Here is a 16,613-nt window from a genome sequence, read left to right on the forward strand (position 1 = left end):
CTGAAGCAATGAACGCATCGAACTGGACAACCGCCGGAATCCGCCAGCAGTTCCTCGACTATTTTCGTGACCGGGGACATGCTGTCGTGCCTTCGAGTTCGCTGGTTCCGGCGAATGATCCCACCTTGCTGTTCACCAATGCGGGCATGGTCCAGTTCAAGGACGTTTTCCTGGGGGCCGAGAAACGCAGGTATTCGACCGCCGCAACTTCGCAAAAATGTGTTCGGGCCGGTGGCAAACATAATGACCTGGACCAGGTCGGGTACACGGCGCGGCACCACACGTTTTTCGAAATGCTGGGGAATTTCAGTTTCGGCGATTACTTCAAGACCGAGGCGATTTCGTATTCGTGGTCGTTGCTGACGGACGTTTTCGGCCTCGAAGCCGACCGGCTCTGGGTCACTGTCTACGACAGCGACGATGAGGCCTATGCCATCTGGAGGGACCAGATCGGCGTGCCCGAAGCCCGTATCGTGCGCATTGGTGACAAACCCGGCGGGCAAACCCACGAGAGCGATAATTTCTGGGCGATGGGCGATACCGGACCCTGTGGGCCCTGTACCGAAATTTTCTACGATCACGGTCCCGGTGTCGATGGCGGACCTCCCGGAAGTGCCGATGAAGACGGGGATCGCTACATCGAGATCTGGAACCTCGTTTTCATGCAATACGACCGCGCCGCGGACGGCACGCTCGCTCCGCTCCCGCATCCGTGCGTCGATACCGGCATGGGTCTGGAACGCATTGCTGCGGTGTTGCAGGGCGTGCACAGCAATTACGCCATCGATCTGTTCCAAACGCTCATCCGCGCAGCCGCTGAAGTGAGCGGCTGTGACGAGCCGCAAAATACCTCCCTGAATGTCATAGCGGACCACATCCGGGCCTGCGCGTTTCTGATCACGGACGGTGTGTTGCCATCACGCGACGGCCGGGGGTACGTGCTGCGGCGCATCATCCGGCGTGCCGTGCGCCATGGATACATGCTCGGTCGGCGCGAGCCGTTCTTTCATCGTATGGTGAAGCCTTTGGCGGAGGTCATGGGTGAGGCTTATCCCGATCTCCGGAACAAGCAGTCTTCCATCGAGGAAGTTCTGCGGGACGAAGAGCAGCGGTTTTTTCGCACCCTCGGCACGGGCATGGGCATTCTCGCCGACGTCATGGCCAACAGCGGCGAGACCATCGATGGTCAAACCGCTTTCCTGCTGTATGACACCTATGGTTTTCCGCTCGACCTGACTCAGGACATTGCGCGCGAAAAGGGGTTTGCCGTCGACATCGAGGGCTTCGACGCGGAAATGCGCAAGCAGCAGGAGCGGGGGCGTTCGGCCAGCCAGTTCGGCGCCCAGGCCAGGATATCGGCGGATGCCATCGGCGCGCTGCCTCAAACGGAGTTTCTGGGTTACGAACATCTGACGTGCGATGACGCCCGGGTCGTCGGCATTGTGCGCGAAGGTGACGGGGTGGCGTCCATCGTGGCCGGTCAGCAGGCCATGGTGTTCCTGGATCGTACGCCGTTTTACGCCGAATCCGGGGGACAGGTGGGAGACACTGGCACGATCCGGGGCGAGGGATTCGAATTCCGGGTTGAAGACACCCAAAAAGTTGGAGGGACTCTTTACGCCCACCAGGGGACCCTGACCGAAGGTGTTCTGAACGTGGGTGAAACGGCCCGGGCCCGGGTGGAAGCCGATCGGCGGCAAGCCATCGTGCGGCATCATTCGGCGACCCATCTTCTGCACGCCGCCCTGAAGCAGGTGCTGGGCGAGCACGTCGAGCAGCGTGGGTCACTGGTCGCCCCGGATCATCTGCGATTCGATTTTACCCACCCCAATGCGGTCACCGCCGGGGAATTGCGCGAAATCGAGTCTCTGGTCAATCGCGAGGTTTGTCGCAATGTGGCGGCGCAGAGCGACATCCTGCCGTTTGACGATGCGCTTCAGACCGGAGCCGTCGCCCTGTTTGGCGAGAAATACGGGGATGAGGTTCGCGTGCTCCGCTTCGGGGAATTTTCCGTTGAGTTGTGTGGCGGCACCCACGTGGCGCGAGTAGGAGACATCGGTTCGTTCAAGATCGTCGAGGAGTCATCGATTGCATCGGGAATACGCCGCATCGTGGCGGTGGCCGGAGACGCGGCACTGGAGTATGTCCAGACCCTGGAGGATCGCCTGGGTGAAGCGGCATCCCGGCTCAAGGTGGCACCAGACGCGGTCGGTGAGCGGATTGAGCAGATTCTCGAACGTACCCGGGTGCTCGAGCGCGAACTTGAGGAGCTCAAGACGAAGGCGGCCAGCGCGAGTGGCGACGAGTTGGCGGAAAATGCGAGTGAGGTCAATGGAATCAAGGTGCTGGCCGAGCGTCTCGATGGGGCTGATCCGAAAGTTCTGCGCAGTACCGTGGATCGTCTCAAGGAGCGTTTGGGAACGGCGGTCGTGGTCCTTGGCAGTGTGGAAGCGGGCAAGGTTCGGCTCGCGGCCGGAGTCAGCCCCGATCTGACGGCTCGGATTCAGGCGGGTAATCTGGTAAACTTCGTCGCGCAGCAGGTTGGCGGCAAAGGGGGCGGGCGTCCGGACTTCGCCCAGGCGGGTGGATCCAAGCCAGAAGAGTTGGCGCGCGCCCTTTTATCGGTCCCGGCCTGGGTCAGTGAAAATAGCTGATCCGTATTGCATAAGAATGAAGGGAAAAGCGTGACGCCGTAACGCGATTATGGCCGTCACTCCACTAACGTCTCGCTATGGTTCTGGCATAAAGCGAACAATAAACAAGGACGCATCAGGTGCCTGAAGCCAAAGGAAGGTTCACATGCTGATCTTGACAAGGAGGATTGGGGAGAAGCTTGTCATTGGTGACAATATCACCGTCACCGTACTGGGTGTAAAGGGTAACCAGATACGCATCGGGATCGAGGCTCCGCCCGAGGTCCAGGTCCACCGGGAAGAAATTTACCAGCGAATTCTCAAGGAACGCTCGGACAAGGCACAAAACATGTAAAAGGCCTTTTCACGTCCCTTTTTCGTGATCGTTCGTCTTTACCCGGGATGTTGAAATCAGTAAGCTTTGGCGCCGCACGGTCTCAGGGCGGCGACCGTCTTTCCACGACATCGTCGTCATGAAATAATGCAGCCCGGAAACCGGCTTCGGGCCTGTCCCGTTTCAACGGGATACCCGTCCGCCAGAAACCCGTTTTAGGAGAGATGGCCGAGTGGCTGAAGGCGCTCCCCTGCTAAGGGAGTATGGGTTTAAAAGGCCCATCGAGGGTTCGAATCCCTCTCTCTCCGCCAGATACAGAAAACCCCGCCCCCGGCGGGGTTTTCTGTATCTGATGGGGAAAGAGGGCCGAGGACCCTGGCGGCCGCAGGCCGCGGGGTTCGCCGATCGGCAGGATAGCCGATCGGGACGCTGCCGCAACGCGGCGGCGCCCGCAGGGCGAGCGCCAGGGATGGCGCGAGTCAATCCCTCTCCCCAGCTGTGGCACGTTAACCCCGCCCCCGGAAGGAACGAGCAGCGGGAGTGTTGCGACCACACCGGGCTTGCGGCACAATGCCGGTCCCCGTTCGGCCGCCGCGTGCGCGGTTGATCGTAAGCGTTTCCATGGTGGCCCTTGTCGGCCCCCCCGCGACGATACGTTGTGAACCCCGTCAGGCCCGGAAGGGAGCAGCGGCAGCAGCGGATTCGGGCGCCGGGGTGTGGCTGGCAGGGGTCGCCTCCATTCACGATGGTAGTGGCGGTCGGGCTTGGGCAAAGGACCGGGCGCGGGCCGCCGGCGGTCGCTTGCTGTCTGTTATAGTGATGCGTCGTTTATGATTCTCTTCCCCTGAACCCACCCAAGCCACGATGAGCTATCAGGTACTTGCTAGAAAATGGCGTCCACACCGGTTTGACGAACTCGTCGGTCAGGAGCATGTCGTCCAGGCGCTGACCAACGGACTGGACCAGGATCGACTCCACCATGCGTTTTTGTTCACCGGGACTCGTGGCGTCGGAAAAACCACATTGGCGCGTATTCTGGCCAAATGCCTGAATTGTGAGTCGGGTATGGGATCGCAACCCTGCGGTGAATGTGCGGCCTGTACCGATATCGATGCAGGTCGTTTTGTCGACATGCTGGAAATCGACGCGGCGTCACGGACCAAGGTGGATGACACCCGCGAGCTACTGGATTCGGTTCAGTACACACCGACCCGCGGCCGCTACAAGGTGTACATCATCGATGAAGTGCACATGTTGTCGGCCAGCAGTTTCAACGCCCTGCTCAAGACCCTGGAAGAGCCGCCACCGCACGTGAAATTCGTGCTGGCCACGACCGACCCGGACAAGATTCCGGTGACGATCCTGTCGCGTTGTCTGCAGTTCAACCTGCGCCGGCTGCTGCCTGCCCAGATTCAGCAACAACTCGATCGCATCGTCGAGGATGAAGGCATCGAATCCGATGGCGCGGCGCTGAGCCGGCTGGCCCGGTGCGCCGATGGCAGCATGCGTGATGGTCTGAGTCTGTTGGACCAGGCCATTGCCTTCGGCGGGGGCAAGGTCAGCTCCGCGGACGTCGAGCGTATGCTGGGTCTGGTCGACCACGGAATCATCGCTGCCCTGATTTCCGCCGTGGCGGAAGGGCGCAGCAATGATCTGCTCGAGATCACCGGTGACCTCGTCGCGCGTTCGCGCGATCTCGATACGGTACTGGTCGATCTGGCCGAAACCCTGCACCGGATCTGCCTGGTCCAGACCGTGCCGGGATTCCGTGACGAAGAGCGCAGCGACTGGGACTCGATTCAGGATCTCGCCGAGCGAATTTCGGTCGAGGACGCCCAGTTGTTTTACCAGATCGCGATCAAGGGCCGGCAGGAACTGGGAATTGCCCCGGACCCCCGTACCGGGCTGGAAATGACTTTGCTCAGGATGCTGGCGTTTCGCCCCGCCGGGGCGGGTGCCGGGACGCCGCGTGACCGGTCCTCCGAATCGGAAGGCGGAGGCCGGCAGGCTGCAAGCGGCGCCGCTGGCGAATCACGCCAGCCGTCGGTGGGTTCGTCCGCCGCCGCCGCTGCAGGCCAGGGTCCGCAGATGCAGGCCGGGACTGAATCCGAACCCGGCCGTGGCAACGTCGTCCCGCCGCAGGCCATCGAGGCCGGTGGAGAAGTCGACGAGGAGTGGATTGCCCTGTCGCAGAGACTGGAATTGGCGGGCCCCGTCCGCGAACTCGCGAGAAATCTGCACCTGCGGCGCCGCTCCGGGGGGAATTGGGAATTCGTCATTGCGCATTCCCTGCGGCACCTGGGGTCGCCCGGTTGCATCGAGCGCCTCGGTCGCGCGATCAGCGAACAGGTCGGACATGCCGTGCAGATACGGCTGATCGACCGCGAAGACGATGATCTCAAAACCGCCGCCAGCCTTGAAGAACAGCAACTTCGAACCAAGATGACCGATGCGGAACTCGCAATTGAGCAGGATCCCACCATTCGTTCCCTGAAGCAGGACATGGGCGCAACGGTGATCACCGACAGCATTCAACCCTTGCAGTAGCGACACCCAACGGAACCCAGAGACATGAAAGGAAACCTTGCGGGCCTGATGCAACAGGCACAGAAAATGCAGGAGCAGATGGCCAAGGCGCAGCAAGAGCTGGAACAGCTCGAAGTGACCGGTGAGGCGGCCGCGGGCATGGTCAAGGTCGTCATGACCGGAGCCCATGCGGTGCGCCGGGTACAGATCGATCCATCCATGCTCGACGATGCGGAACTGCTGGAAGATGTGGTGGCCGCCGCGGTCAACGATGCAGTCAACCGGATCAACGATACCAAACAGGAGAAAATGAGCGGCCTGACCTCCGGTTTGCCATTGCCTCCCGGGTTCAAACTGCCGTTCTAGAACACCCATGACCGCTTCGCCCCTGCTCGGCCAACTGATGGAAGCTTTGCGCTGCCTGCCCGGGGTGGGCCCGAAGTCCGCCCAGCGAATGGCGCTGCACCTGCTCGAACGCGACCGGCCCGGTGGAACGCGTCTCGCGCAGGCGCTGGAGTCGGCTATCGAGCGCATCGGGCGGTGTGAGCAATGCCGCGATCTGACTGAAGATCCGGTCTGTCGGATCTGTTCGGATTCGCGCCGCGACACCTCCCTGCTATGCGTGGTCGAATCGCCCAGCGACGTGCTGGCGATAGAGCAGGCCACCGGCTACCGCGGTCTGTACTTCGTGTTGATGGGCCGGCTGTCGCCCCTGGACGGAATCGGCCCGGAAGATCTGGGTCTGGACGAGCTTGATCGCAGGCTCAAGGACCGCACGCCGGCGGAACTCATTATTGCCACCAACCCTACCGTAGAAGGTGAGGCGACTGCGATTTACCTGCAGCGCATGGCTTCGTCGTATGGCATCCGCGCCACCCGGATCTCGCACGGTGTGCCCCTGGGGGGGGAGCTGGAATTTACCGACCAGTCGACTATCGCTCACGCGTTTTCCAGTCGGCTGCTGGTCGAATGAAAACAGCCTGGCGATCTGAGCGCGCCAGGCTGTAGTCGTTGCGATTCAATCGCCCGCCGGTTCGGCGCCGCCCTCGACGCGAATGCGGTCGCGATTTCGGTCAACGGTTCTCAGGCCAATGCCCTTCACGTTAACCAGTTCATCGGCGTGCTCGAAGCGGCCGTTCTCGTCCCGGTAGCGCACGATCATCTCCGCTTTCGAAAGCCCGATTCCGGTCAGTGCGGAAGCCATTTCCTCGGCCGATGCCTTATTGATGTCAACCGATTCCACGGCCCAGATCGAGCAGCTGAGCAGGCAGGACAGCAGGATTGTCAGTAGGGATTTCATGTGAACCTCCAGTGCCAGTGTCGTTACAGAAGTTGTTCGACTCCGCCCGGCGCCGTTCGGTGGCCGGGTAACTCCAGACTAGGGACGTGCCGGTTCGGGGTCACCGGAAAAACGCCCGAATGGGTGTAGGAATCCGACTCATCGCTACTCTCAGGTTTTGAGAAACAGATATCGTTCAATAAGCCTGCCAGCCACGAACAGGTGCAATTTCAGGCACGAATTCATGGTTCGGCCAGAGAGAAACGGCAGACAGGAGATATCCCGATGGACGTGAAACAGGACTTGATTGGCAAAACCATTACCGGCGTGATCGCTTCGATTCCCGATCGCAGCGCTCCGCGGGAAATCTGGATGTTGCAGTTCAGCGACGGGACCCATGTGGAGTTCGTTTCACCTGCCGCGAAACGGGCACTGAAACGCTCCGTGCGTACTCGCAGAGCGTCGTCACGGCAGGCCGCAAACGCCGGTCAGCTGACTCTGAATGTCGCATGAGGAGTTATCCACAAATTCTGTGGATAACCTTGTGCAGAACCTGGCGGGTCATCAAACGGGGCAAGCGACCTCCCGCTTTGATCAAATTTTAACCAGATCAAAAAACTCCAATGAATACAGTCATTTGTATCTGCAAGCTGCAATCGTCCACGGCGGGTAACGATGTCATGAGACGGTCATATAGACAATCAGTGACTTGTGTATAAGCTGAGAGAATCGAATCGAGGAAAGTGCTATAAGTTGTTGATTCGTTCAATCGCTACGGCTCATCCGAAGCCTGCGCATTCGACCCGGATTGGATTGTGGATCGAATGGCCACAAGCAGCAGCCTGCGGTCGAGCCAATCGCCCGGGCCGGAGCTTCGTTCCAGCCCCATGCGGCGCAGCAGTACATGGCTTTCCTCGCTCGCTTTGCCGGCCGAGGCGATGGCCGAGAACACCAGTCGTGCTCGTGCCCGCCAGTTCCGTGAGTGGCTTTGCAACCAGGCCAGCGCGCGAGTCAGTTGCTCTTCTTCGGGCGTGAAGTCACTGCCGAACGGGTAATCTGACAGCTGGCCACGGGCACGCCAGGCTGCCGTGACGCCTCGCACCCAGGTGGGTGAATTTTCGCAATAAGGTGCCGGGACCCGCCAATGGGGATCCAGTTTGCCGGCCGCGACGGCCTCGGTCCGCAAAGCCTCCTGCCAGCGATTGTCGGCCAGGCAGATCAGGCGGCGAATGCATTCTTCATCGTTGGCGCTGCGCAGGTCGGCCACGCCGTATTCGGTCACGACCAGGTCGCGCAGATGCCTCGGGATGGTCGCGTGGGGGTACTCCCAGACGATATTGGACACGGCTTCGGAACCGTGACCGCGAAAACTGCGCAACATCAGCAGGGATCGCGACCGGTCCAGGGCGTGCGCCATCGCGACGAAGTTGTATTGCCCGCCCACACCGCTGACCACCTGGCCGTCGCGCAACTGGTCCGACACTGCAGCTCCGAGCAGGGTCATTTTCATGGTTGAGTTGACCAGCCTCGCCTCGAGGCGCTGTGCGCGGTCCAGGGCCTCCCCGCGATAAAGCTGGTTGATGCGTGAAACCGCCGTCATGCGAAATTCTTCACGCTCGGCGTCAGTCAGGGCGTTGAGAGTGTCGTACATCCATTGCGAGCCGAGGAAAAAAGCGGCATGGAGTACTGCGCCTCCTTTCAGCTCGCGATTTTCCGCATGTCGTCCGAGTGCCTGGCGAACTTCTGGTTGACTCAGATCGTTTGGAACGGTTCCGCCGTCCGGAAATTCGAGCGTTTCGGCTGCGCAGCGGACCTGCGGATCGAGCAGGCCGAAGTCGGCCAGCCAGCCCAGGTCCGAATCGGTCAGGCAGACTGGAACCATACCTTCGCGCCACAAAACGTCGAACGTATCCGCGCGCAGGCGTTCGGCGATCAGCCGGCGATTGAGTAAGCCCTGAATCCCGACGTGGTCGTAAACGCGGCGCCGCAGAATTCCGGCGCGATAGAGGTGCAGAAATCCTTCGGTGAACATCTCGCTGGCGGCGTACAAGCCGATTTCAAACGGGGCTTCTCCACCCCATTCTTCACGCAGTTCACGGCCTACGCGCTGATCCGCATCGCTGTCGGCGAGCAGTTTCCGATAGGCCGGATTGTCGCCATGGCGCATCGCCGTGAAAAAGCTCACGGCATCGCCCAGCGATCCGATGCCCAGTTGCAAGGTCCCGCCGTCACGGATCAATTGGCTGGCGTGCAGGCCAATGAGGTAGTCCGTATCGCTGACCGGCATATGCGGCACCGCGAACAGGCGTTGTGCCTGGTCCTCGACAATGATGTCGAACGTGTCCGCAGCCACTTCGGCATCTCCGGTCATGTACGGCAGATCCGGATTCGGCTGCACCGCCACCATCAGGTGCTCACGGGGCAGCAGCCGAAGCAGGTCCAGGGTGACATCCGGATTGCAGCTGAGGCTGAAGTCATCAGGGCGGTCGGATCGGGTAGCCACCATCTGAACCAGCAGATTCACACCGCGCGCAGCCATGTCGCGCGCGACGTGTGTGTAATTGCTGGAAACATAGTGGCGCTGTATGTGGCGATCGCCGAGGCGGCTGCCGGAACGCAGGTAGAACTCGCTGATGACGATGTTCTCCGGCACCGCGCCGGCGTCCAGGTCGGCGATGTAATCCAGCAACGGATAGCCGCCGAAGTGGCGCTCGACGAACGGCCCCAGAAAACGCTGTTTCAGTCCCTGTGCGGGTTTGGGGGGGTTCAGCGACAGCGCCGTGAACAGTTCCAGGCGAATCGACGGGTCGGATTTGGCGGCCCGGTACAGCGCATTGACGAGATGGTTGGGTTTGCCGAGCCCCAATGGCGCGCCAACGACCCAGTGGTCGCCCAGCCGGCCGCGAACGAATGCGACGAATTCATCGAGCTTCGCGGTGACGAGCGGTTTCATGGCGCCGGGCGGGAAGGGGCGGCCGCGGCATTCGCGTTCTCCCGCCACACATGCTCGAGGCCACATTCGTGCAGCCATGATTCGACCTGGTCGAGAATGCGTTGTTTGTCGACAGCGTCGGCATGGAGGGCGCGTGCATCGGTCAAGGCCTGTTGGAAAGCCTCGTAGCCCATGAAGGGTGAGTCGGGGGGCGAGAGCAGCCGCTGGGCGCGGTATTGGTCCCAGAGTGCGACTTCCTGGGGTGACAGGGTGTCGGGGTAGTTTCGCGCGCGAAAACGGAACAGCAGGGCGGGCAGCCGCGGGTCTTCGAACGACCAGCTGTGGCTGCCGAGTTCCTCGGCTGGCGTTTGCAGCACCTTGTTCATCAGAAACCGGTCATGCGGCGGGAAAAAACCGCCGGAATACAGCGCCACGTCCGGGTCCGTGTCCGTCCCTGAATGCGCATCCTCATACGGCCGGTTGAACACCTCGATCACCTTCGGGCGGATGGTGTCGATGGATGCCCGGATGACCTCGGCGTTGGCCAGGCAGCGGTCCCGGTCCAGCGCGATGCGTTCCTGATCGACGCCTTTCAGGGTGGCCTCCGGTGCCAGCATCGGCACATGGTTGCAATGCACGACCTTGAGCGGGAGCCGCTCCTCCCCTTCGGGCATGTCCGCGGTCGGCGTGAACACCCGGTCTGCGATCCGGTCGGCCGGTTCCTCGAGCAGCGGCGCTGGGTCTCCCATCAGGTCAAAAACGATGACCGACTTGGGGCGGTCGGGCACCACGGCGAGCGGCCAGACCAGCGTGGTGCAGCCCCTCGCCGCTGGAATTCTCGAAGACGTGTGCAGTACAGGCCGGGGATCGACGGGATCCAGCAGGCCTTGGGCTGTTGCCGTGTCACGCAGGCCCAGGGCCCATTCGAACAGGCGTGGTTGGGCCTGGCGCAGGCGCCTTGCCCATTCGATGGTGGCCGTCACGTCTGCCAGTGCGTCGTGGGCCTGTCCGTGCTCGATACCATTGGCCGCGGTCAGATCCTCCAGCCGGAAGCTGGGCACGGGTGTGGGGCTCCGGGCGGCGGCCTCGTCATCCCGCAGCGGCCAGTGCACACCGTCCGGACGCAGCGCGTAACACATCCGGGACAGATCGATCAGGTCCCAGCGGGAGTTGCCGTTCCGGTATTCGCGCTCGTAGGCGTCGCGCAGGTTGCGGTACAGCAGGTGACGGGTGACGACATCGTCGAAGTGAATGTTGTTGTAGCCCACGCTACAGGTGCCTGGCACCATCATCTCGGCGTGAATGCGCTGGGCGAAATCCGCCTCCCGTAGTCCTGCTTCGCAGGCTTTCTGCGGCGTGATGCCCGTGATCAGACAGGCGATGGGGTGCGGTACGAGATCATTGGCCGGGCGACAATACCAGCTGATGGGGTCGGCGACGGGTTCGAGTTCGGCATTGGTTCGAATCGCCGCGAACTGGGCGGGCCGGTCGCTTCTCGGATTCGCGCCGAACGTTTCGTAGTCGTGCCAGAGAAAACTGCGGGGTGGCTTCATGGGTGATCCGTGGTCCGTCCGTCTTATCCTGCCGCATTCGGTGGCGAGAGTACACGATCTCAGTCAGTCGTCCAGGCAGGGCATGCCACGTCCGTGCCGGGCCGGTGCCGGTTCCCGGGACTTGGCCCGCGCTGGCCGCCGTGACACCATGAGCGTCCGCTCACCATGGCAGCAGTCGATTTATGGACGAATACGCAGAAGGTTTTCAGGAATTACTGGAACTCATTCATCTCGAAACCCTCGAGGCCGACCTGTTTCGGGGCGAGAGCCGCGACATCGGTACTCAGCGCGTATTCGGCGGCCAGGTGCTCTGCCAGGCGCTGCTGGCGGCCAGCGCGACGGTCGAGGATCGCCTGGCGCATTCGCTGCACGCGTATTTTCTGCGGGCCGGTGATCCGGCGGCGCCCATTGTTTACAGCGTCGACCGCAGCCGTGATGGAAGGAGTTTCAGCGCCCGCCGGGTGGTGGCCATCCAGCACGGCCGGCCCATCTTCACGCTGGCGGCTTCGTTCCAGGTATTCGAAGAAGGTCTGGAGCACCAGTTCGACATGCCCGACGTTCCGCCGCCGGACCGCATCGGCCCGGGCAAGCCGGTCGACCCGTCGGCGCTGGAGCACCTGCCCCAGAAAATGCGGCGATGGATCGACCGGTTCGGGCCGTTCGAATTCCGCCGGGTCGGTGACTATGACCCGTTCCACCCCGAACCCCAGGAGCCCCGGCAGCAGGTCTGGTTCCGATTGCACGGTGAACTGCCGGACGATCCGGTTCTGCATCGAGCCTTGCTGGCCTACGTCTCGGATTTTCACCTGGTGGGAACCGGCACGCTTGCGCACGGTCTGTCATGGGCACAGGGTGACCTGGTCATGGCCAGCCTGGACCATGCGATGTGGTTTCATGCCAGTTGCCGGCTCAATGACTGGATGCTGTACGACTGTGACAGTCCCAGTACCGGGGGCGGGCGCGGGTTGTCGCGCGGGATGCTTTTTTCCCGCGATGGCCGGCTGGTGGCGAGCACCGCCCAGGAAGGCGTAATCCGCCTGCGCAAGAACCGTGATAACACCTGATCGGGTGAGCCAGCGTCATGATGTGGCGCCGCCCTGGCCCGGGAAGTACCGGCGAAACAGGAGCCGGTTGTTCGGTCGAGTGGTGGGACAAGCGGTTGAAAATCGGTTTAAAATGGATCGCACTGAGGTCTCATGCCCGAAGAATACCGAGGTTCATCAATGCAAAGGACCGCGTTGTTGAGGTGGAATGGAATGGTGCTGCTGCTCTGCGCCGTCGTGGTGTCGTTCCCGGTCCGGGCGCAGGTGTACAAGTACGTCGACGAAGACGGAATCGTCACTTTCACCAACATCGCGCCACCGGAGGACCACGCTTACGAGACCCTGCGGTTTCCCTGTTATGCGTCCGACCCCCGCTGCCGCGGCGTGAGTTGGGAAAAGGTCGCTTTGAACACCCGGGCCTTTCGTGAAGAAATTCATGGGGCTGCGTTGCGCAACGGGCTCGAAGAATCCCTGATTCGCGCCATCATCCACGCCGAGTCGGCTTACCAGCCGGAGGCCGTGTCGCCCAAAGGTGCCCAGGGCCTGATGCAGTTGATGCCCGAGACGCAACGCTCACTGGCCGTTTCGAACCCGTTTGACCCGGCGGACAACATCGAGGGCGGCGCGCGGCATCTGTCCGAGCTGCTGGAAGCATTCGGCGGCGATTCCACACTGGCTGCCGCGGCCTACAATGCCGGGGCCGGCGCGGTGCAGAAGCATGGGGGCGTTCCCCCGTTCGAAGAAACGCGGGAGTACGTGCGCCGGGTCAATATCCTGTATCGGCGCTACCGCCAGGCGGGCGGCTGAACTCCGGCGAAGCGCTCCGGCGCCTCAGTAAACGAGCCGGGCCTCACTCACGTCCGGCAGGTCGGACAGGGCGGCGACGACTTCCTCGCAGGCTTCAATTTTCCATTTCTCGCCCAATTGCAGCCGTGCCCGCGCCCGCGGGTTCGAATAATCGATGAAAACCGGGTGCCCGTGGGCGTTGCGATAAGGTCGAAATGTGTCCTGCAGGCGGGTGCTGATGTCCTCGCAGGGTCCGCGCAGGGACAAGTGGACGCCGCGGGCGTAGGCCGCGCGAGCCTGGGACAGGGTTTGAATGCGGTCGGCGCTCATGCGGAATCCGCCGGAGAAATCGTCCGGCGCGACGCGACCTTCGACGACGATGATTTCGTCCTTGGTCAGGAGTTCAGCGTACTGGTTCCAGGTCTGGTCGAACAGTGCGACTTCCAGCCGCCCCTTGCTGTCCTCCAGGGTGATGAAGCCGCCACGATTGGCGCGTCGCCGAATGGCCCGTATCGTCCCTGCCAGATTCATCTTGACCCCGCCGCGCCGATGGCTCGTATCCATGTCGGGTGGGATCTTTTTGGCGACTTCAGCCAATGTGCAGGAAGTGAATCGGGCCAGGTCCCGGGCATACACCCCGGTGGGATGGCCGGTGAGATAAAGACCCAGCGCGTCGCGTTCGGCCTGCAGTGACTGCAAGGTCGTCCACGGGGCGCAGGCCTCGTGTTCCACGGGGCGCGTTTCGGCGACCGTTTCGAATTGACCGAACATGTCCGATTGGCCGGAGGCGCGGTCGCGCTGAACCTGCTCGGCGGCCTGCAGGGCGTCTGGCAGTTCGTGCATCATCCGGGCCCGGTTGCGGTCCGGGTCCAGTTCGTCCAGCGCGCCGGAGCGGATCATGACCTCGAGCGCCCGGCGGTTGACCTTCTGCAGGTCCAGGCGGCTGCAGAACGACGCGAGGTCGGTGAAGGGGCCGTTGGTTTCGCGCTCTTCGACCAGGGACGAAATCGCGCCGTGCCCGAGGCCTTTGATTGCGCCCAGGCCATAGAGAATGGTGCGGTCGTCCCGGGCCGTGAACATGCGCTGCGAGCGGTTGACGTCCGGCGGCTCGATGGTCAGGCCCAGGTCCCGGCATTCGTGAATGAATTCGTCGATCTTGTCGGTGTTGTCGAGGTCGGCCGACAGGACCGCCGCCATGAATGCCGATGTGTGGTGGGTTTTCAGCCAGGCGGTCTGGTAGGAGAGCAGGGCATAAGCGGCCGAGTGCGACTTGTTGAAGCCGTAGCCGGCGAAGGTCTCCATCTGGTCGAAAATGTTGTTGGCCAGCGCTTCCTCGACACCGCGCTCGGTGGCGCCCTTGACGAAAATTTCCCGCTGTTTGGCCATTTCGGCCGGCTTCTTCTTGCCCATCGCGCGCCGCAGCAGGTCGGCGGCGCCGAGCGAATAGCCGGCCAGAACCTGCGCGATCTGCATGACCTGTTCCTGGTACAGGATCACGCCGTAGGTGGGTTTCAGAATCGGTTCGAGCTTGGGGTGCAGGTAGACGACCCGTGAGCGGCCGTGCTTGCGGTCGATGTAATCCCCGACCATGCCGGATTCCAGCGGTCCAGGCCGGAACAAAGCCACCAGTGCGACGATCTCCGCGAAACTGTCGGGCACCAATCGCCGGATCAGGTCTTTCATGCCGCGCGATTCCAGCTGGAACACGGCCGTTGTCCGGCACGACTGGAGCAGGGCGAACGTCGGCGCATCGTCCATCGGCAGGGCCTGCAGTTCGACGGGATCCTCCCCGGCCTCACGGAGCTGGCGATTGACGGTTTTCAGGGTCCAGTCGATGATGGTCAGGGTGCGCAGTCCGAGAAAGTCGAACTTGACCAGCCCGATGGATTCGACGTCGTCCTTGTCGAACTGGGTGACGATGCTGCCGCCCGTGGATTCGCAGAACAGCGGCGTGAAATCGGTCAGGCGGGAGGGTGCGATGACCACGCCGCCGGCGTGTTTGCCGGCGTTGCGTGACAAGCCTTCCAGGGACATGGCCAGGTCGAGAACGCCGCGGGTATCTTCTTCCTCGTCGTAGCGCTTCCTGAGTTGGGGTTCCTCCTCCAGCGCCTGTTTGAGCTTGATGCCCAGGGTCATCGGAATCAGCTTGGCGATGCTGTCGACGAACCCATATCCGTGGCCCAGTACGCGTCCGCAATCGCGCACTACGGCACGGGCCGCCATCGTGCCGTAGGTAATGATCTGCGCCACCTGGTCGCGCCCGTAGGTGCGGGCGACGTAGTCGATGACGAGGTCACGTTTCTCCATGCAGAAGTCGACATCGAAGTCGGGCATGGAGATGCGTTCGGGATTCAGGAAGCGTTCGAACAGCAGTTCGTGTTCCAGCGGGTCGAGGTCGGTGATGCCCAGCGCATAGGCGACCAGTGAGCCTGCCCCGGAGCCGCGACCCGGACCGACCGGAATGTCGTTCTCCCGGGCCCAGCGAATGAAGTCGGCGACGATCAGGAAGTAGCCTGGGAAGCCCATGCGGTTGATGACCGCCAGTTCGATATCCAGACGTTCCTGGTAATCCTCGCGGCTGAAGGCATGATGATCGGGCAGGGTTTTGATCCGGTTCCGCAGACCCTGCTCGGCGACTTCGCGTAAATACGATTCGGCGTCGTGTTCTTCGGGGGTGGGAAATGCGGGCAGGTAGTAACGGCCGAATTCCAGCTCCAGCGAACAGCGCTGCGCGATGGCGGTGGCATTGTCCAGAGCTTCCGGCAGGTCGGAGAAGCGTTCGTTCATCTCCTCCGGGCTCTTGAGGTATTGATCCTCGGTGTAGCGTTGTTCGCGCCGCTTGTCGGCCAGCAGGCGCCCTTCGTGGATGCAGACCCGCGCCTCGTGCGCCCGGAAGCCATCGCGCTTCAGGAAGCGCACGTCGTTGGTGGCCACCACCGGGCAGCCCAGGGTATCCGCGAGGTCCAGTCCGGGCATTTCGATGCGCTGTTCCGTCTCCCGCCCGAGCCGGTTGATCTCCAGGTAGAAGCGGTCCGGAAACAGCCGCATCCAGTGTTCGAACGCCTGCCGGGCCCGATTCGGGTGATTGTTCAGCAACGCCTGGCCGATTTCTCCGTCGACGCCGCCCGAGAGGGCGATCAGCCCTTCAGCGTGATCGTCCAGCCATTCGGCATTCACCACCGGCATTCCCCGGTCGCGGCCTTCCAGATAGGCCCGGCTGAGCACATCGCAAAGGTTGAGATAGCCGCTGCGGTTCTGGCACAGCAGCACCATGCGGCCCGACTGACCAGGATCGGACGGGGAGGTGACCTGGATATCCGCGCCGATGATGGGTTTGATTCCCGCATTCTCGGCAGCGCGATAGAACTTCACCATACCGAACATGTTGGTGTGGTCGGTGACGGCGATCGCCGGCATCCCCAGCCGCCGGGCGCCTTCGACCACTTCCGGGATACGCAGGGTTCCGTCCACCAGCGAATATTCGGTATGCAGATGGAGGTGGACGAATGGCCGGGGCATGTTCGAGT

The 16,613-nt window shown here is 62.2% G+C and carries 12 protein-coding genes, 1 tRNA gene and 1 other RNA gene; 10 read left to right on the top strand and 4 right to left on the bottom strand.

Features of this window, described 5'->3' with window-relative positions:
• Positions 1 to 8: 8 nt before the first annotated feature.
• The 7 genes from alaS (at position 9) to recR (ending at position 6,466) form a co-directional block, all read left to right on the top strand.
• The gene (alaS, locus tag V3330_RS08110; protein WP_354694899.1) at positions 9 to 2,654 is read left to right on the top strand and encodes an alanine--tRNA ligase; all 2,646 of its coding nucleotides are present in this window, start codon (positions 9 to 11) and stop codon (positions 2,652 to 2,654) included.
• A 145-nt stretch (positions 2,655 to 2,799) separates the two neighbouring features.
• The gene (csrA, locus tag V3330_RS08115) at positions 2,800 to 2,988 is read left to right on the top strand and encodes a carbon storage regulator CsrA (protein WP_354694900.1); all 189 of its coding nucleotides are present in this window, start codon (positions 2,800 to 2,802) and stop codon (positions 2,986 to 2,988) included.
• Between the two features lie 197 nt (positions 2,989 to 3,185).
• A tRNA-Ser gene (locus V3330_RS08120) sits at positions 3,186 to 3,278 on the top strand.
• Positions 3,279 to 3,599: 321 nt separating this feature from the next.
• Positions 3,600 to 3,696, top strand: an RNA gene (gene ffs, locus V3330_RS08125) — signal recognition particle sRNA small type.
• Between the two features lie 135 nt (positions 3,697 to 3,831).
• The gene (gene dnaX, locus V3330_RS08130) at positions 3,832 to 5,514 is read left to right on the top strand and encodes a DNA polymerase III subunit gamma/tau (RefSeq protein WP_354694901.1); all 1,683 of its coding nucleotides are present in this window, start codon (positions 3,832 to 3,834) and stop codon (positions 5,512 to 5,514) included.
• A gap of 24 nt (positions 5,515 to 5,538) precedes the next feature.
• Positions 5,539 to 5,859 carry a YbaB/EbfC family nucleoid-associated protein gene (locus tag V3330_RS08135; protein ID WP_354694902.1) on the top strand — a complete coding sequence of 107 codons (321 nt, stop codon included), beginning with the start codon at positions 5,539 to 5,541 and terminating at the stop codon, positions 5,857 to 5,859.
• A 7-nt stretch (positions 5,860 to 5,866) separates the two neighbouring features.
• Positions 5,867 to 6,466: a recombination mediator RecR gene (recR, locus tag V3330_RS08140; RefSeq protein WP_354694903.1), complete on the top strand. Its 600-nt coding sequence runs from the start codon at positions 5,867 to 5,869 to the stop codon at positions 6,464 to 6,466.
• A gap of 45 nt (positions 6,467 to 6,511) precedes the next feature.
• Here recR and V3330_RS08145 read toward each other — a convergent pair whose 3' ends face one another.
• A complete protein-coding gene (locus tag V3330_RS08145; protein ID WP_354694904.1) occupies positions 6,512 to 6,793 on the bottom strand; it encodes a ComEA family DNA-binding protein in 282 nt (93 codons plus the stop codon).
• A gap of 264 nt (positions 6,794 to 7,057) precedes the next feature.
• On the opposite strand from V3330_RS08145, the gene V3330_RS08150 reads away from it, so the two are divergent.
• Complete coding sequence (locus V3330_RS08150) at positions 7,058 to 7,285, top strand: hypothetical protein (RefSeq protein ID WP_354694905.1); 228 nt, start codon at positions 7,058 to 7,060, stop codon at positions 7,283 to 7,285.
• 259 nt (positions 7,286 to 7,544) lie between these two features.
• On the opposite strand, the gene V3330_RS08155 is transcribed toward V3330_RS08150, so the two are convergent.
• Both V3330_RS08155 and sbcB read right to left on the bottom strand, forming a co-directional pair.
• Positions 7,545 to 9,725, bottom strand: coding sequence for an acetyl-CoA hydrolase/transferase C-terminal domain-containing protein (locus V3330_RS08155; RefSeq protein ID WP_354694906.1), 2,181 nt, complete (start codon positions 9,723 to 9,725; stop codon positions 7,545 to 7,547).
• On the bottom strand, positions 9,722 to 11,257 hold the full coding sequence (gene sbcB, locus V3330_RS08160) for an exodeoxyribonuclease I (protein ID WP_354694907.1): 1,536 nt from the start codon (positions 11,255 to 11,257) through the stop codon (positions 9,722 to 9,724). The genes V3330_RS08155 and sbcB overlap by 4 nt, the downstream gene beginning before the upstream one ends.
• A gap of 182 nt (positions 11,258 to 11,439) precedes the next feature.
• Here sbcB and V3330_RS08165 point away from each other — a divergent pair, with 182 nt between their 5' ends.
• Positions 11,440 to 12,321 carry an acyl-CoA thioesterase gene (locus V3330_RS08165; protein ID WP_354694908.1) on the top strand — a complete coding sequence of 294 codons (882 nt, stop codon included), beginning with the start codon at positions 11,440 to 11,442 and terminating at the stop codon, positions 12,319 to 12,321.
• Positions 12,322 to 12,513: 192 nt separating this feature from the next.
• Entirely contained in the window at positions 12,514 to 13,107 is a 594-nt protein-coding gene (locus V3330_RS08170) for a transglycosylase SLT domain-containing protein (RefSeq protein WP_354694909.1), read from the top strand.
• Between the two features lie 24 nt (positions 13,108 to 13,131).
• Here the strand turns inward: V3330_RS08170 and dnaE are convergent, their stop codons facing one another.
• The gene (gene dnaE / locus V3330_RS08175; protein WP_354694910.1) at positions 13,132 to 16,605 is read right to left on the bottom strand and encodes a DNA polymerase III subunit alpha; all 3,474 of its coding nucleotides are present in this window, start codon (positions 16,603 to 16,605) and stop codon (positions 13,132 to 13,134) included.
• Between the last annotated feature and the right edge of the window lie 8 nt (positions 16,606 to 16,613).

The sequence above is a fragment of the Elongatibacter sediminis genome (assembly GCF_037892215.1).
GTDB classification, from domain to species: Bacteria; Pseudomonadota; Gammaproteobacteria; order Xanthomonadales; family SZUA-36; genus Elongatibacter; species Elongatibacter sediminis.

What these genes read in the sequence shown, in the direction of transcription:
- alaS (WP_354694899.1), top strand. Translation starts at nt 9, where the DNA reads ATGAACGCATCGAACTGGACAACCGCCGGAATCCGCCAGCAGTTCCTC.
- csrA (WP_354694900.1), top strand. Translation starts at nt 2,800, where the DNA reads ATGCTGATCTTGACAAGGAGGATTGGGGAGAAGCTTGTCATTGGTGAC.
- dnaX (WP_354694901.1), top strand. Translation starts at nt 3,832, where the DNA reads ATGAGCTATCAGGTACTTGCTAGAAAATGGCGTCCACACCGGTTTGAC.
- V3330_RS08135 (WP_354694902.1), top strand. Translation starts at nt 5,539, where the DNA reads ATGAAAGGAAACCTTGCGGGCCTGATGCAACAGGCACAGAAAATGCAG.
- recR (WP_354694903.1), top strand. Translation starts at nt 5,867, where the DNA reads ATGACCGCTTCGCCCCTGCTCGGCCAACTGATGGAAGCTTTGCGCTGC.
- V3330_RS08145 (WP_354694904.1), bottom strand. Translation starts at nt 6,793, where the DNA reads ATGAAATCCCTACTGACAATCCTGCTGTCCTGCCTGCTCAGCTGCTCG.
- V3330_RS08150 (WP_354694905.1), top strand. Translation starts at nt 7,058, where the DNA reads ATGGACGTGAAACAGGACTTGATTGGCAAAACCATTACCGGCGTGATC.
- V3330_RS08155 (WP_354694906.1), bottom strand. Translation starts at nt 9,725, where the DNA reads ATGAAACCGCTCGTCACCGCGAAGCTCGATGAATTCGTCGCATTCGTT.
- sbcB (WP_354694907.1), bottom strand. Translation starts at nt 11,257, where the DNA reads ATGAAGCCACCCCGCAGTTTTCTCTGGCACGACTACGAAACGTTCGGC.
- V3330_RS08165 (WP_354694908.1), top strand. Translation starts at nt 11,440, where the DNA reads ATGGACGAATACGCAGAAGGTTTTCAGGAATTACTGGAACTCATTCAT.
- V3330_RS08170 (WP_354694909.1), top strand. Translation starts at nt 12,514, where the DNA reads ATGGTGCTGCTGCTCTGCGCCGTCGTGGTGTCGTTCCCGGTCCGGGCG.
- dnaE (WP_354694910.1), bottom strand. Translation starts at nt 16,605, where the DNA reads ATGCCCCGGCCATTCGTCCACCTCCATCTGCATACCGAATATTCGCTG.